Genomic DNA, 14,378 nt, shown 5'->3' with positions numbered 1-14,378 from the left:
AAGGAAGAGCTGCAACAACGGCTCTTCCTTTTTGATGTGGTTTATTAATAAAACGTAGATAATTAGGCATTTCACCCTTTTACAGAACTGTCTGTGCGAACGGATTTTCGTTTCAAGGCATAGCGTTGTTCGAGATTAGGTCCAAGCTGAAACAACAAGACGCCTCCGCTAATCAGCAGGACGCCAAGCAAAGACTGCCAGGTGAAAGGCACTTTTTCCAGGCCGAACCAGCCGAGTGTGTCCCACATGAGGCCGAAGAAAATCTGCGACACCATAATCAGGGAAATGGCGCGGCTGGGTCCGAGAAGCTGGACGCCTTGCGTTACACAAGCGACAACGCCGACACCGAGAATGCCACTGAACCAGAACCAGGGCTGTGCCTGGAATTCGAACAGGCTACTGCCTTCAAAAGCGAGGCCGGCGGCGAGTGAAGCCACAAATCCGAGGAGCAGGACAAGGGCTGTAGTAGACCAGACGCTGACCTGTTTTTTGACGTTGGCGTTGAATGTATTTTGAAGGCAGACAAATGCCCCGCCAAGCAATGCCAGTAATATGCCGATAGCCATATACATATCTCCTATTCGTAAATATTTTGACCCGCCTCGACGAGCAGGGAAGAGCGGTCAAGGACAGTGATTTTCCCGCGCTTCTTCGTGATCCATCCGGCTTTTTCGAATTGCTGCAAGACGCGGTTCAAATGGCGGTAACTGGTACCGATCAAATCGGCTATATCGATAAGCGACGCGGAGTCGAGTTGTGGCTGCTTTGGCGTCATCGACAATAAGTAGCTCGCCAAACGCACGTCTACAGGATAAAACAGATTGAAATTCATTGCCTGCGATTTCATTTTGAACTTCTGTGTGATGGTCCCCAGAAGGAATTGAAGCCAAGGAACATGGTTCTCCATTTCTTTACGTAAAACCTCATAGGGAATCCGGATGACCCGTGAATCCGTGACAACTTCCACTGTATTGATTAACGGGCATTGCTGAATGTATTCAATGTCACCAACCAGATCGAAAGGCGTTTTAAAAGCCAGAATCAGGCGCTTCCCTTCAGGAGACAGCATGGAAATCTTCAGTTTTCCTTCCACCAGCAAATACAGTGACTGTGAAATGTCGCCTTGAGACAATAAGCAATCTCCTAGTGCCAAGTTTTCCAGCTGCATTGACCGCTGGACACGTTCCGGGAACACGGATGCTATTCCGTATTGATTGAGGTAATCATGGATGGTTTGTTCTCGATTTTTCACCATTTAAGAACGACAACTCCCACGATCATCAGCAGCAGCCCGGCAATCTGCGTTACACCGATCCGTTGTTTGACCATGTCAAACCAGCCTTTGGCGTCAACCAATACGGCTGTTAGCAATTGGGCAATCAGGAAAATGCCGATGGTCAGCGTCACGCCCATTCTGTGGACAGCAGTCATGTTGGTGTAGAGCACGATGGCGGCCAGCAGCCCGCCGGAAGCGTAAAGAAGCGGCACGTTTTTCAAGTTCCAGTAAGATCGGTCACGCAGCACAATGACAATCAATATTGCCAGCACAAAGCCGGTGAACTGCGTCAACGTGGCAGCTTGCCAAGTGCCGATGCTGTCGCTGATTGTGGCGTTGGCGACGCTTTGGAAGGTCAGGAAGAACCCACCCGCTAATGCAAAAAAGATTCCTTTCAAGCGCTTCACACCCTTTCTTTGGCTATAGTTTACGATATCAAAAAAAAGGACATATGTCCTTTTGGGTGCAAGGAAAGATTAACTGTTTTGCAGAAAGTTTGATTGGAACATAATCAGCGAAAAAATATACGATGAATTTTTCAGATGAATCGATTCTTTATGTTTATAATAGAAGAACACAGCCTATTTGAAGGAAAGCAAGTATTCAACTACAAAAAAGTTGCCGAGTAAGAGCGGGTGAAAAAACAATTAAGGTCATCTTTATGAAACAGGCTGCTAAAAAGGAGGAAATGCTTTGTCACTATCTGTCGGAGATATCATTACATTCGAACGGACATTTACGAAAGAAGACATAGAATTATTCACTAAGGTTTCTGGGGACTACGGAAATCATCACCTGACGCCCGACGAAGAAGGCAGGCTGGTTGTGCAAGGTCTATTGACAGCCACGTTGCCGACAAAAGTGGGTGGAGATAACAATGTACTGGCACGCACCATGAACTTTGAATTTCTGCGTCCCGTTTTTTCTACAGATACCATTCGTTGTGACGTGAAAATCGATCGCTACGATCGATTGGAAAACAGGCGGACGGCGATAGAAGCTTCCTTCAGCTGCAAAAACCAATTTTCTAAAGAAGTGTTGATCGGTGGATTTGCAGGCATCATTCTGCCTGTCTAACGGCAGTCAGCTTAACAGAATTGCGACTAACCGCAAGTTCAGCAGAAATTATTTAGCCGCGAGAAATCATTTATGGTAAGCTACTGACATAATGTCTTGACGGAATAGAGGGAGTTGCATCGGGAAGCTGCAACCCCGTTTCCCGATGATCAAGAGCGGAGCGAATAGCCATGTTAAAAGAACAAACAAGATATTCGAGGCTGGCTGAATTGACGAAAATCATCAATACCAAGCTGGAATTGAACGACATGCTGCAGCATGTCACTACAGCAATATCTGAAGAAATCGTCCAATGCGATTCTGTCGGAATTTATTTGCCGGGTGAAGATGGAGTATACAGAGGGGTGGCTGGTAAACCTGACTTCATCAATAACGAGATGATTACTGCACAACTGATCGATTTTGAAGCAGATGCATTTGCTAGACAAGTCATGGAAACTAAACAAACGATTTATATTCCGGATACCTCCATTGATTCGCGTCCGGATCCAAGGTCGGTGGCTGCGTTTAATATCAAATCACTGCTAGGGCTGCCAATTATTTATGAACAGCATTTATACGGGCTGATTTTTTTGTTTGATTGCGGAAAGCGGATGAATTTGACGGAAATTGAGATCCAAAGCATAGAAGCGTACGTCAATATGGCGGCTGTCGCTATTCAGAATGCCAACAACTTGAAACAGAAGGAGTACTTGATTGCGGAGAAGCAGCTGTTGCTTGATGCAAACCGGGAACTATCCATGTGTTCAACCATTTCGGAAACCTTGGATACGTGTTTTCATTATTTGGGCAAGACGGTAGATTGCAATAACGTCGCAGCTTTTCTTCGCGACCCGCAACAAGAAGGAAACCTCAGTTTCAAGAAAATGGGCAAAGATTCCGAGTGGTCTGAAGATGAATGGAAAAGAGCGCTTGAAGATATTCAAACCAACCAACAGACGGACCATGTGATTCATGAAGTCATGGTCAACCGGACAGTCAAATTTATCCCAAGTGAGGACAGATGCAGGCTGCTGTTGATTCCGATGATTTCCAAAGGAGAGGTCTTCGGATTTATCGCCATTGCTTGCCTGATGGAGACGCTGCAAGCCGATGAAAAATCACAGGTCCATTTAGCGCATTCCATTGTTGATGCTACAGCGCTGACTTATTCGAATCTAACGTATATGGACCAGCTGGAGCTGCGTGTGGCGAGGCGGACCAATCAGTTGGCGACTGCCAACGACAAAGTAACGAGTCTTATTGGAAGCATCACGGATGGATTTTTTGCACTCAACAAGGAATGGGAGTTCATTTACATCAATGAACATCAATACCTGCCTAAAGGAAAAACTTTTAAAAATGTACTCGGGGAAAGCATTTGGACAATTTACCCCGATACACTTAATCCGGTTCTGCATGAGGAACTCCATCGGGCAATGGTCGAGAGAGTCCCTGTCCAGTTTGAAGTGTCTTCAGCAAATGGCTGCTGTTTTGAAGTGGTTGCCTATCCCTTTGATGACGGTATTTGCTGCCTGTGCAAAAATACCACCGAGAAGAAGAAATATGAAATGGAATTGCAGCGTTTGTCGAACCTCGAGCTGATCGGCCAGATGGCAGCCGGAATCAGCCACGAAATCCGAAATCCGATGACCACCGTCCGGGGATTCCTGCAATTGCTGACAGGTGAGCAAGGATTAGAGAAATACAATACGTACTTTGATTTGATGATTGATGAACTCGATCGCGCCAACTCGATTATTTCTGAGTTTCTATCCATCGGCAATACACGTTCTTCGGATATGAAAATGCAGAATCTGAATGCCATTATCTATGACATTGCACCTCTTTTGGAAATCGATACTTTCAATCAAAATAAGGCGATTGAATTCTTTACACAGCCGATTCCTGAAATGTTGCTGAACCGGGATGAAATCCGCCAATTGCTCATTAACTTATGCCGCAATGGCTTAGAAGCCATGGAGCCGGGCAAGTTGCTGACAATCCGAACGTATATGGAAAATGAAAATACACCTGTTCTGGAAATCCGTGATCAAGGCGGAGGAATAGACAAGAACGTATTGAAAAAAATCGGCACACCTTTCTATACCACAAAAGACAATGGAACCGGACTGGGCCTTGGGGTAACCTATGCCATCGCCGCACGCCACAACGCGCAAATTGATGTTAACACGAGCGATGAAGGGACCGTGTTTTTCGTCAGATTTCGACAGGATGGCTAGATGAGGAAATTTGTACTTTGATAACAGGAACTGCTGGATGCCAGATTGATGATAAAAGAAACAGCAAAAGAGGAAGAGCCCGTTTGGGTTCTTCCTCTTTTGGATATCGTAAATTAGTGCCTGGATCAAGGCATCAAAAATGGCGGTGAACCCGGACTGTGGCCTGAAGCGAAGTCCAGCAATGGAATCACATAGGCAATGGCGATTGAAAGTGTGGCAAGCACCACCCATATCGACCAGCGGTCCATGAATAAAGGCGAAGCGTCTTTCGGATTGTAATCCTCGCCGATCGGAAAATCAGTATCACCTTTTGGTGCGAAAAATGCCAATTGAATCCAGATATAGACCAACAGCAGAATGCCCACGAACAGGATAACACCACCCATGGCCATGAACATTTCATAAAGCGCCCAGTCAGAAGCGGCACTGTGGCCGTTATACGTCGTATTCGCAGTTCGGCGCGGGCTGCCAAGTAAGCCATTGGCATGCATGGCACCCGACATAAGCAACATGCCGCAAGCCCAAATGATGGTTTGGGCGATGCCCAGTCGGTTAAGGTTCCTCGTCAGTTTTCTTCCGGACAGATATGGAATCAACCAATAGGATATGCCGAAAAAAGTCAGCATGACCGTCGTGCCGACAGTCAAATGCAAGTGGCCGGTAACCCAGATCGAGTTATGGACCACTTGGTTGACCTGGTTGCTGGCATTGATGATGCCACCAAGCCCAGCGGGAATATAAGCAAGCATCGCGACAATCAAAGCGAAAAAGCGTGCATCGGACCAAGGCAAAATTTTCCACCATCCTAATAAACTCGTCACGCCTTTTGCCCTTCCGGAACGCTCCATGGTTGCGAGCATTGCAAAAGCTGTCATAAGGGAAGGGAAGATAATCATAAACGTTTGGATGACATGCAAGAATTTCAATTCAACCGACAGTCCCGGGTCGAGGATCTGGTGGTGGAACCCACCAGGTACATTGGCAACCACAAGAATGACGACTGCGACACGTGCCAGTGAATCACTGAACACTTTTCCGCCAATGATTTTCGGCATAGAGACATACCAGGCAGAAATAGATGTCAGCATCCAAATGTTGACGAGTGTATGGCCGAACGCCCAAAACAAAGTACGCCCCATCATTGGATCGATGGTCGGCACCCATCCGAATGCCCAAGGAATGACCATTCCGACGACGAATACAGCGATAAAGAGAGAAGCGAAAACCCACAGAACAAAAACAGCATTCGAGAAGAAGGCAAATAGTGGAGTCAGCACGCCCGGATTTCGTTTTCTCCAACTCTGGTAGGTGATGAACATCCCGATGCAATTCAACAGGATTCCAACGACCAGAAGAGCCAGTCCGATGTAAAACCATGGATGTGCCTGCATCGGTGTATAGAATGTGTAAAGAACGTTAGCGTCGCCAGCCAAGATGAAAAAGGCGGCGATGATTGTCCCAGCAGTCATTAGTGCAAATCCGGCCCATCCGAAAGCAAGTGTCTTATCGGCGAGACCGCCCAGTACACGCGAAGTTCCTGCGTACAAGTACCCGATACTGAAGAAAGAACTTAATACCAAAACCAATAGGACTCCGTGAGCCGTTAAAAGTGCATAATAGCTGATCCAGGAAGGCAGTTCCAAAAATCCGCTGCGGACAAATCCCTGCAACAAGCCTGCTGCTCCGCCGACCAGCAAAGCGATAAAAGCGATGGACAAATTAGCAATGGACAAATGGAAATCCCGCTTTGAGATGCCGGCTGCGACATCTTCATTTACGGCTGCCCCTTTATGGCGAGTGTGTATATCGGTGATATGCGTCATGGTTTCCCCTTCTTTCTGATGGAATTGATTCGGGTAAATCAGAGCGATCTGCATTTGTTTAGTTGACTGTAATGGTATTGGCCATGTATTCATGCCCAAGGCCACAGTATTCGTTGCATAAGATCAAGTATTCACCAGGCTGATCAAAGGTATGGCTGACTTTCGAGATATGGCCGGGCACCACCATGACGTTCACATTGGTGTCGGTGATCTTAAAGCCATGTGTGACATCCGGAGAGGCCAAGGTAAAATGCACCGTCGCACCAGCGGGTATTTCCAAGTCTCCAGGCTGGAATGAAAACATTTCAGCTACAATGGCGATTTCGTATTCGTTGTCGCCAATCTCCTTCAGTCCGGCATCTGCAAAGATTTCCGATTCTTTGACAGTTTGCGGATCAATCATCTCAGCATGGCTGGGCGGACCCATTTCAAGGTAAAAAGTTTGAATCGCTAAAATGGCCAAGAATACCAATAAGATAAGAGAGCCGATAATTAACCATAGTTTTTCATAACGATGGATATGCATGTGTGACAGTCTCCTTTCTAAATTCGGGAGTAAACCGTTAATTTTAATTGCGCTCCAAGAATAATAAGAATACGCTGAACCAGGAGATAAGCATAAAAACCGCGATAATCAAAACGGATACAAAAGTGCCGCTCAAGGAAGTTTCATCGTATTTCTTACGTGTGTTGCTCTTTCTGTTTGTAGAAGAAGAATCAGTCATTTTAAGCTCCTCCTTTCCTAATATTTACATTAGAGAACCGGCTGGCAAGTTCTTTAAGGCACAACTAAGCGGAAATAATATTATTAGAATTATCTGAATTTTATCAAATATATACACTCTTTGGAAGGGGAATCTGCTTTCTTTTTGAGTTAGCACGACAAATAAGTAAAAGGAAAAGCTAAAAAAGATTTCATTGATTGTTTATCATACCGAAGTCCATCCCACATAACCTTGACCTGCGTCAAGGAAATCCTGTCATTTTTATTTTCTTAAAATTACTGGGAAACCGGCTTTTTCGGTCAATTTGGCCATAAAAAAGTAGTACAGCTAAAAGTTGATGCAGGTCAATGCTATCGATAAGAAATTTGGGTATACTACAGTAAGCAAGCAGAAAAACAAGCTTGGAGGAGATTCCTATGCTAGTAATCATGTCTCTCGTTCTCATTGTTACAGCCATTTTAATGCTCATCATTTCCGTTGAAGTCAGCGGGGCAGATGACAAGTTGTAAAGCAAATTGTTAAGCTTTGGATTATTGCGGGAATGAAAATGAAAACGAAGAGATCTCGCTTATAAAAGCGAATCTCTTTTTTTGTTTTAAAAGTAAACTTTCAACGTGAGCAAAAAAATTAAGTAGTGCAATTTATATTCTTAAAAATGGTATGATTATTCCAATTAAGCGCTCGACTGACGTCATTAAAACTGCTGAGAAATTGTCGACAAGAAAGCTCGCCTTGTAATAATACAGAATAGAGAAGCGCTGAAGTGCGAAGGCAAGCTTCAGGTAAAGGGGGTGGCCAGATGAAAGAAAAATTAGTATTCTCGTTTCTGGTCGTCCTGACGACTGGGTTGATGGGGTCTTCGTTTGTGGTAGCCAAAATCGGCTTAACCTACATATCGCCTTTGTTGCTGGCAGGTCTTCGTTTTGTCATTGCTGGCTGCATCATGCTGCTCTTTGTGCGTTTGTTCAAAAGAAAGCAGCCTGCCAACAAAGGCGAATGGGGCAAGCTGATCCTGATCGGCGCCATCCAAACAGCCGGCGTCATGGGATCAATCTTTTTGAGCCTGCGCACTATTACGTCCGGTGAATCCGCGATTTTAACTTTCATGAATCCCTTATTGGTGGTATTGATCGGCACTCTGGCACTGGGCATCCGGTACCGAGTGGTTCAATGGACAGGTGTGCTTTTGGGTTTTGCCGGGGTCTTCATTGCCATGGGAAGCCATTTGACGATTGAAATCGGTACGTTTCTCGGATTTTTGAGCGCTGTTTTTTGGTCGGTTGGGACATTGATTATCAAGAAATGGGGTGGGCTGTTCGATATTTGGGTCATGACTGCCTATCAGATGTTTTTTGGCGGGCTTATTTTGCTGGTCGGGTCGGTTTTCCTGGAAACGTCCCGTCTGGTCATCAATTCAAGCTCCATTTTGATCTTGTTATGGCTGGCCATCCCGGCTTCAATCATCCAGTTCACGGTGTGGTTCTACCTGCTGCAAAAAGGTGATTCCGGAAAAGTGAGCGCGTTTCTGTTTTTAGCTCCTTTATTCGGCATCCTGTTCGGCTGGCTGGTTCTTGGAGAGCAGCTTGGATTGCCTTTACTAATTGGAGGAAGCTTGATTTTTGCAGGGATTTTCCTGGTGAACTGGCCGGAAAAACAGTTGGCGGAAGAAGCTGCTGCATGATAAGGGCTTGAACACAAAAGGCAGGTACATAACGTGATCGATACAAAATAAAAAACAAGCGAGAAAGGATGCAAACGGTGTTGGTAAATATCATTGGCAAAAAAGTGAAACTTGAAAAAGCAACAGCAGCCCAGATGGATCGCATCTATTACTGGCGTTACGAGGAAAAACAGCAGGAAGCGAAAAAGTGGAATGGGCCTTACATTCCGGAACCCTGGCTGAGTAAAGACCAGCACCGAAAACAATGGATGGAAGAAGAGGAAATCACAAATGGCGTTCCCGCTTCGCTCGTCATTACAGCAGATGAGAAAACGATCGGCTACGTCGGAGCTTATTGGATCGACCGCCATACAGATTGGGTGGAGACAGGCATTGTCATATACGACACCCAGTACTGGAACGGTGGGTACGGCTCCGAAGCCTACCGGTTGTGGATCGATTTTTTATTCGACTCCACAACACTTCACCGTCTTGGCATGTCTACCTGGTCCGGCAATGAGCGGATGATGAAAGTGGCGGAGCGGCTGGGCATGAAAGAAGAAGCGCGGATTCGAAAAGCACGCGTCGTGGATAGCAACTACTTCGATGCCATCAAGATGGGGATGTTGCGTGAAGAATGGCCAGCGCAATCATAAATGCAAAAAAGGAAAAGCGATGGCCTTGGAGGCATCTGCTTTTCCTTTTTTTATTAGGTAGAATACAGCCTGAAATTATTCAGACAGCGAAATATGTAAAGACTGCCAGCAATATCGATGTAATGGTCATTGCAGCGAGCGGCAGCATGGCACGTTCACGCAAATCGCGCAAGCTGACCGTCAATCCAAGCCCAACCATCGCAGCCGTCAGGAGCCAGGTAGTCGCTGTCGATACAAACTCCTGCAACTCTTGCGGGAATGGAATCGATTGGCCAAAAACATAGCTGCCTAAAACGCTCAATAAGAGAAAGCCGAGAAGAAACCAGGGGAACTCAATTTTTGCGTTTGTTTCCTGATTTTTGTCTTTTCGTTTCATCAGAAAAATGAAAATCAAGCAAAGAGGAACGAGCAGGAAGACACGCCCCAATTTCCCCAATAACGCCATTGCCAGACCGTCTTCACCAGCGGGCGCTCCGGCTAATGCCACATGGGCAATTTCGTGCAGGCTGATGCCGACCCACATGCCGTATTGGACATCATCAAGTGGCAAAAACGGACGAAGAATGGTGTATGAAATAGCGAAGACCGTGCCGACAAGGGCGATGATGCCGACACTGATTGCCGTGTCTTCGTCTTTAGCTTTGATGATCGGGGCGATTGCGGCAATCGCAGCCGCTCCGCAAACTCCGGTTCCCACACCAAGCAACAGGGAAATGGTCTGATCGGCTTTAAAGTGTTTCGCCAGCCACACCGTCAGTAAAATAGCGAAAGCAATGACAACCATATCCCGCAGCAACAAGCCAAGTCCATCACTCAGTATGATATCGATGTTCAGTTTCAATCCATAAAGAATGATGGCGACCCGCAATAGGCGTTTTGAGGAAAACACAATGCCGGAACGAATGGCATTCGGATAACCGGAAATCTGCCGGTAAAAAACCGCAATGATGATGGCACAAGCAAGTTGGCCGACTTGGTTGAAGCCAGGGATTTGAGCCAATAAATAGCCGAGAAAAGCCAAAAGAAAAGTAAATAGCACTCCGCTAATCCAGGCAGCAGTTGGTGATAAACCGGTGGAATTGGATTGTGCAGGTTTATTATAATGTGCAGACATGATGAAACCTCCTGCAGTTAGTATAAAAAACTTCTATACATTAGTAAAATAACGATCTAATATGATTATCATAAGCAAAAGCATATAAATGATTGGAGGATAAAGATGGATCAGCGCTTGGAAGTATTTCTCAAGGTAATCGAAAAGAAGAATTTTTCGAAAGCGGCAGAAGAGCTGCACATGACACAACCTGCCGTCAGCCAGTATATCCGTTCATTGGAAGAAACAACAGGCGTCAAATTACTGGAACGGACAAACAAATATGTGCGGCTGAACAAAGCTGGAGAAATCGTTTACCACCATGCCATCGAAATCAAAGAGCTTTACGCGAAAATGAATCATCTTCTCGATGATCTCACCAATAAAGCAAGCGGATCGATTGCCATTGGTGCCAGCTATACATTTGGAGAATACTTGCTGCCGCAAATCATCGCAGAAGCAAAAGAGCAATTTCCGGATATCAAGCCAACTGTCACCATAGGCAACACCACTACCATTGCCGGGCTCGTCCTCAGCCATCAATTGGATGTCGGCATTGTAGAAGGCCATTTCAAAGGAGTTCAGGAGTTGAAGACTGAACCTTTTGCTGAAGACCGGATGTTCGTAGTCGCTGCTGCTGATCACCCTTTGTTGCAGCGCACTAAGCCCATAAAAGTAAAAGAGCTGATTGAAGAAACCTGGATATTGCGGGAACTCGGTTCAGGGACAAGGGAAGCATCAGAAGCTGTCTTTAAGAAATTTTCGATTTTACCTCCGTCCCTCATGCACTTCAGCAGCACACAACCCATTAAAGCCATGGTCGAAGCGGGAATGGGCATCAGCTTGGTTTCCGAGTGGGCGATTCAAAAAGAGCTGCGCTACGGAGACTTAAAGGTTCTGAATGTGGAAGGTCTTCCATACACCAGGGATTTTTCGATCGTGACAAGATCGCCTTTCCAAACAAAAGCCCTTTCTGCCTTTCTGGATTTGCTGAAGAACCATAAAGAACTGACAGACTTCAAAATTTTGTGATCTGCAGGAGTTTTATTTATTCGCAGTGATGTCTGGGAAAGATGAAGAATGAATGTACTGAAAAGTATATAGAATTGCAAAGAAAGAAGATGCTGCCAATACTGCATCTTCTTTTTATTTCCTTTTCAGCCGATTTTCTTGAAATTCGTATCTTGCAATATTGTAAGGTAAACGTCATCTGGAACAAACGATAAAGTGAATAGCCTCTTTTATACTAAAGTTACTAAAGTGCTCCGTGAGCAAGAGCAGCTTTACATAAAATGTTAAAGGCAACTCATGAAAGAACGAAGAGAGGAGAGATTGCATTGAAGAAAACCTTATCAGTATGCGCCGCAGCAATCATGGCAGGGGCATTAATGTCTGGCTGCAGTTTTTTTCAAAAAGCGAATGGAATCATTTTGTACGGGGATGAAGTGAAGGTAGCCGAAGCATTGGAACAGGAGAAGGATGAGTTGATCGACGAGAGCCAATATCCGATAAAAATAGTGGCCGAAGCAGGCGAATGGATGATGGTTTTGAGTGAAGAGACAGCTCAAGCTATTGCGGACAAAGAATTGTTGAGAAAAGTCACCACCGGAGATAAAACAGAAGCCATCTCATCGGTTGCAAAGCTTTCTGAAGGGGAGGCCGTCGTGTATGCAAAAACCGAACAGGAACAATTGAACTTGGATGGCCAAAACCTAAAGGCAAGCTATGGCGGCAACTCGATCATCGGTGATGGCAGAGCATACGTCGAGAAATTTTTGATCGTCGACGATGCTGATTGGCCGAAAATCGAAGGAGAAGAAAAGTTCATGGCAATCATGGAATACAAAAAAGATCCCAGCATCAAACTGATGGACTTTGATGTAGACGACACCCAACTGGTTAGGGTAGTGGAATAAACAAGCATTACGCAAAGGTTTAGGAATTTATTTTTTATTAAAAGGGAGAATGGAAATGTGTGGGTTTACGGGGTTTATTGGGAAAACAGCTGACATGAAAACAGATTTGACGAATATGATGGATCGGATTATACACAGAGGTCCTGATTCAGCGGGAGAATTTATCGAAGGCGATGCAGCTCTCGGCTTCAGGCGTTTGAGTATCATCGATTTAGAGACCGGAGGACAGCCTTTTCATAACGAATCCAATTCGTTGGTTGCGATGGTTAACGGCGAAATTTATAATTTTTTGGAACTCCGTAAAGAGTTGATGGACAAAGGGCATGTTTTTGAAACAGCGTCAGATTGTGAAGTGATTCTTCATGGCTATGAAGAGTATGGAGAAGCCATTCTGTCCAAATTGCGTGGCATGTTCGCTTTTGTCATTTGGGACCGGATAAACAAGAAACTAATTGCAGGGCGGGATATGTTCGGCATCAAACCGCTTTATTATGGGAAAATGAAGGATACGTTCTTTTTCGGATCTGAAATCAAAAGTTTTCTTCCGCATCCAGGTTTCCAGAAAGCGTTCAATCAAGACGCTTTGTTGCCTTATCTTTCATTCCAGTACTCTGTTTTGGATGAAACTTTTTTTAAAGGGATATTTAAATTACCGGCTGCCCATTATTTGGTCTATGAAAAGGGAAAAGTTACGCTCCAGAAATACTGGACACCTGATTTTCAATCAAGCGACCGGAAACTGGAGCAGCTGGTGGATGAAATCGATGAGACCATTCAGGAATCCATCCTCAGCCACCGTGTCAGTGAAGTGAAAGTCGGATCATTTTTGTCGAGTGGCGTTGACTCCAGTTATGTGGCTTCCGTATTAAAGCCGGACAAAACGTTTACAGTAGGATTCAGCGACCAAAATTTCTCGGAAATCGACAATGCGAAACTATTGTCAGATGAACTGGAGATCCAAAACAACCATGCCGTACTGGATGCGGATGCCTGCTTTGGGCAATTGGAAAATATTCAGTACCAAATGGACGAACCGCATGCAGATCCATCGATCGTGCCGCTGTACTTTCTGGCCGAACTGGCCAAAAAAGACGTCACCGTCATTCTATCGGGGGAAGGAGCAGATGAATTGTTCGGTGGTTATGAAGCCTACGACATGACACCGTTGATGAAAAAGTATGGGAAAATCCCGAGCATCGTCCGTAGACCGGCAGGAAGAGTTGCTTCCAAACTTCCCGAAATGCGCGGCAAACAATTTTTGATGCATGCCGGTCTCCCTGTAGAAGAATGGTTTATCGGACAAGCGAATATATTCAGTGAGACGGATGCGAAAAGGATCGTCAAAGAACCGTTTCAGCACGGTCCGTCCATTAAACAAATCGTTACTCCCTATTACGATCAAGTAAAAGACAAAGACAATTTGACCAAAAAGCAATTTCTGGATATGAATCTATGGCTGGTGGGCGATATTTTGTTGAAAGCCGATAAGATGAGCATGGCCCATTCACTCGAGGTGCGTGTGCCTTTCCTGGATAAAAAAGTGATGGCTATCGCAGAACAGGTTCCTTCCAAATACCGGATCACTAAAACGGAAACAAAACATGCGATGCGCCTTGCCGCACGGAAAGCCCTTCCTGAATTTTCTGCTGCCCGCAAGAAAATCGGTTTCCCGGTGCCGATCCGCAATTGGATCCGGGAAGAACGATTTTACCGCCAAATTCAAGAGTATTTCTTAAGTGCGGATGCTGCCGACTTTTTCAATACAGATGAAATCATGCTGTTGTTGAACGACCATTACGAAGGGAAATCCAATAACGGCCGTAAAGTATGGACAATTTTCACTTTTCTGATTTGGTACAAGCGCTATTTCCGCCTCGAAGAACAAGTTGTAGCTCATCGTGAACCGATGTTGGTCGGTGCAGCAAACTAA

At 45.3% G+C, this 14,378-nt stretch carries 14 protein-coding genes; 7 read left to right on the top strand and 7 right to left on the bottom strand.

The window, feature by feature from the left end:
* Window positions 1-71: 71 nt before the first annotated feature.
* Genes H9630_RS12350 through H9630_RS12340 form a run of 3 tightly spaced genes read right to left on the bottom strand, consistent with a single transcriptional unit; the run spans window position 72 to window position 1,674 of the window.
* Entirely contained in the window at window positions 72-566 is a 495-nt protein-coding gene (locus tag H9630_RS12350; protein ID WP_191715789.1) for a DMT family transporter, read from the bottom strand.
* An 11-nt stretch (window positions 567-577) separates the two neighbouring features.
* A complete protein-coding gene (locus H9630_RS12345) occupies window positions 578-1,255 on the bottom strand; it encodes a Crp/Fnr family transcriptional regulator (RefSeq protein ID WP_191715788.1) in 678 nt (225 codons plus the stop codon).
* The gene (locus H9630_RS12340; RefSeq protein ID WP_191715787.1) at window positions 1,249-1,674 is read right to left on the bottom strand and encodes a DMT family transporter; all 426 of its coding nucleotides are present in this window, start codon (window positions 1,672-1,674) and stop codon (window positions 1,249-1,251) included. Before H9630_RS12340 ends, H9630_RS12345 begins: the two co-directional genes overlap by 7 nt.
* A 295-nt stretch (window positions 1,675-1,969) precedes the next feature.
* Between H9630_RS12340 and H9630_RS12335 the strand changes: the two genes are divergently transcribed.
* Both H9630_RS12335 and H9630_RS12330 read left to right on the top strand, forming a co-directional pair.
* Window positions 1,970-2,353, top strand: a complete 384-nt coding sequence (locus tag H9630_RS12335) for a hotdog family protein (protein WP_191715786.1) — start codon at window positions 1,970-1,972, stop codon at window positions 2,351-2,353.
* A 170-nt stretch (window positions 2,354-2,523) separates the two neighbouring features.
* Complete coding sequence (locus H9630_RS12330) at window positions 2,524-4,575, top strand: GAF domain-containing sensor histidine kinase (RefSeq protein ID WP_191715785.1); 2,052 nt, start codon at window positions 2,524-2,526, stop codon at window positions 4,573-4,575.
* 125 nt (window positions 4,576-4,700) lie between these two features.
* Here the strand turns inward: H9630_RS12330 and H9630_RS12325 are convergent, their stop codons facing one another.
* Genes H9630_RS12325 through H9630_RS12315 form a run of 3 tightly spaced genes read right to left on the bottom strand, consistent with a single transcriptional unit; the run spans window position 4,701 to window position 7,123 of the window.
* Window positions 4,701-6,398: a cbb3-type cytochrome c oxidase subunit I gene (locus H9630_RS12325; RefSeq protein ID WP_191715784.1), complete on the bottom strand. Its 1,698-nt coding sequence runs from the start codon at window positions 6,396-6,398 to the stop codon at window positions 4,701-4,703.
* Window positions 6,399-6,456: 58 nt separating this feature from the next.
* Window positions 6,457-6,924, bottom strand: coding sequence for a cytochrome c oxidase subunit II (locus H9630_RS12320; RefSeq protein WP_191715783.1), 468 nt, complete (start codon window positions 6,922-6,924; stop codon window positions 6,457-6,459).
* A 43-nt stretch (window positions 6,925-6,967) separates the two neighbouring features.
* Window positions 6,968-7,123 carry a cytochrome c oxidase subunit 2A gene (locus tag H9630_RS12315; RefSeq protein ID WP_191715782.1) on the bottom strand — a complete coding sequence of 52 codons (156 nt, stop codon included), beginning with the start codon at window positions 7,121-7,123 and terminating at the stop codon, window positions 6,968-6,970.
* 799 nt (window positions 7,124-7,922) lie between these two features.
* Between H9630_RS12315 and H9630_RS12310 the strand changes: the two genes are divergently transcribed.
* Window positions 7,923-8,804 (top strand): DMT family transporter, encoded by an 882-nt coding sequence (locus H9630_RS12310; RefSeq protein ID WP_191715781.1) that lies wholly within the window; start codon window positions 7,923-7,925, stop codon window positions 8,802-8,804.
* An 80-nt stretch (window positions 8,805-8,884) separates the two neighbouring features.
* A complete protein-coding gene (locus tag H9630_RS12305; RefSeq protein WP_191716055.1) occupies window positions 8,885-9,439 on the top strand; it encodes a GNAT family N-acetyltransferase in 555 nt (184 codons plus the stop codon).
* A 79-nt stretch (window positions 9,440-9,518) separates the two neighbouring features.
* On the opposite strand, the gene H9630_RS12300 is transcribed toward H9630_RS12305, so the two are convergent.
* On the bottom strand, window positions 9,519-10,553 hold the full coding sequence (locus tag H9630_RS12300) for a YeiH family protein (protein ID WP_191715780.1): 1,035 nt from the start codon (window positions 10,551-10,553) through the stop codon (window positions 9,519-9,521).
* Between the two features lie 105 nt (window positions 10,554-10,658).
* Between H9630_RS12300 and H9630_RS12295 the strand changes: the two genes are divergently transcribed.
* The 3 genes from H9630_RS12295 to asnB all read left to right on the top strand — a co-directional run bounded on the left by H9630_RS12295 (window position 10,659) and on the right by asnB (window position 14,378).
* The gene (locus H9630_RS12295; RefSeq protein ID WP_191715779.1) at window positions 10,659-11,564 is read left to right on the top strand and encodes a LysR family transcriptional regulator; all 906 of its coding nucleotides are present in this window, start codon (window positions 10,659-10,661) and stop codon (window positions 11,562-11,564) included.
* Between the two features lie 305 nt (window positions 11,565-11,869).
* On the top strand, window positions 11,870-12,448 hold the full coding sequence (locus H9630_RS12290) for a lipoprotein BA_5634 family protein (protein ID WP_191715778.1): 579 nt from the start codon (window positions 11,870-11,872) through the stop codon (window positions 12,446-12,448).
* A gap of 55 nt (window positions 12,449-12,503) precedes the next feature.
* On the top strand, window positions 12,504-14,378 hold the full coding sequence (gene asnB, locus H9630_RS12285) for an asparagine synthase (glutamine-hydrolyzing) (protein ID WP_191715777.1): 1,875 nt from the start codon (window positions 12,504-12,506) through the stop codon (window positions 14,376-14,378).

This window comes from Planococcus wigleyi (assembly GCF_014836985.1).
Lineage (GTDB): Bacteria > Bacillota > Bacilli > Bacillales_A > Planococcaceae > Planococcus > Planococcus notacanthi.
Note: the sequence above shows the minus strand (reverse complement) of the source record. Positions and strands in the feature narration are given on the sequence as shown.

What these genes read in the sequence shown, in the direction of transcription:
- H9630_RS12300 (WP_191715780.1), bottom strand. Translation starts at nt 10,553, where the DNA reads ATGTCTGCACATTATAATAAACCTGCACAATCCAATTCCACCGGTTTA.
- H9630_RS12320 (WP_191715783.1), bottom strand. Translation starts at nt 6,924, where the DNA reads ATGCATATCCATCGTTATGAAAAACTATGGTTAATTATCGGCTCTCTT.
- H9630_RS12315 (WP_191715782.1), bottom strand. Translation starts at nt 7,123, where the DNA reads ATGACTGATTCTTCTTCTACAAACAGAAAGAGCAACACACGTAAGAAA.
- H9630_RS12330 (WP_191715785.1), top strand. Translation starts at nt 2,524, where the DNA reads ATGTTAAAAGAACAAACAAGATATTCGAGGCTGGCTGAATTGACGAAA.
- H9630_RS12310 (WP_191715781.1), top strand. Translation starts at nt 7,923, where the DNA reads ATGAAAGAAAAATTAGTATTCTCGTTTCTGGTCGTCCTGACGACTGGG.
- H9630_RS12295 (WP_191715779.1), top strand. Translation starts at nt 10,659, where the DNA reads ATGGATCAGCGCTTGGAAGTATTTCTCAAGGTAATCGAAAAGAAGAAT.
- H9630_RS12350 (WP_191715789.1), bottom strand. Translation starts at nt 566, where the DNA reads ATGGCTATCGGCATATTACTGGCATTGCTTGGCGGGGCATTTGTCTGC.
- H9630_RS12345 (WP_191715788.1), bottom strand. Translation starts at nt 1,255, where the DNA reads ATGGTGAAAAATCGAGAACAAACCATCCATGATTACCTCAATCAATAC.
- H9630_RS12325 (WP_191715784.1), bottom strand. Translation starts at nt 6,398, where the DNA reads ATGACGCATATCACCGATATACACACTCGCCATAAAGGGGCAGCCGTA.
- asnB (WP_191715777.1), top strand. Translation starts at nt 12,504, where the DNA reads ATGTGTGGGTTTACGGGGTTTATTGGGAAAACAGCTGACATGAAAACA.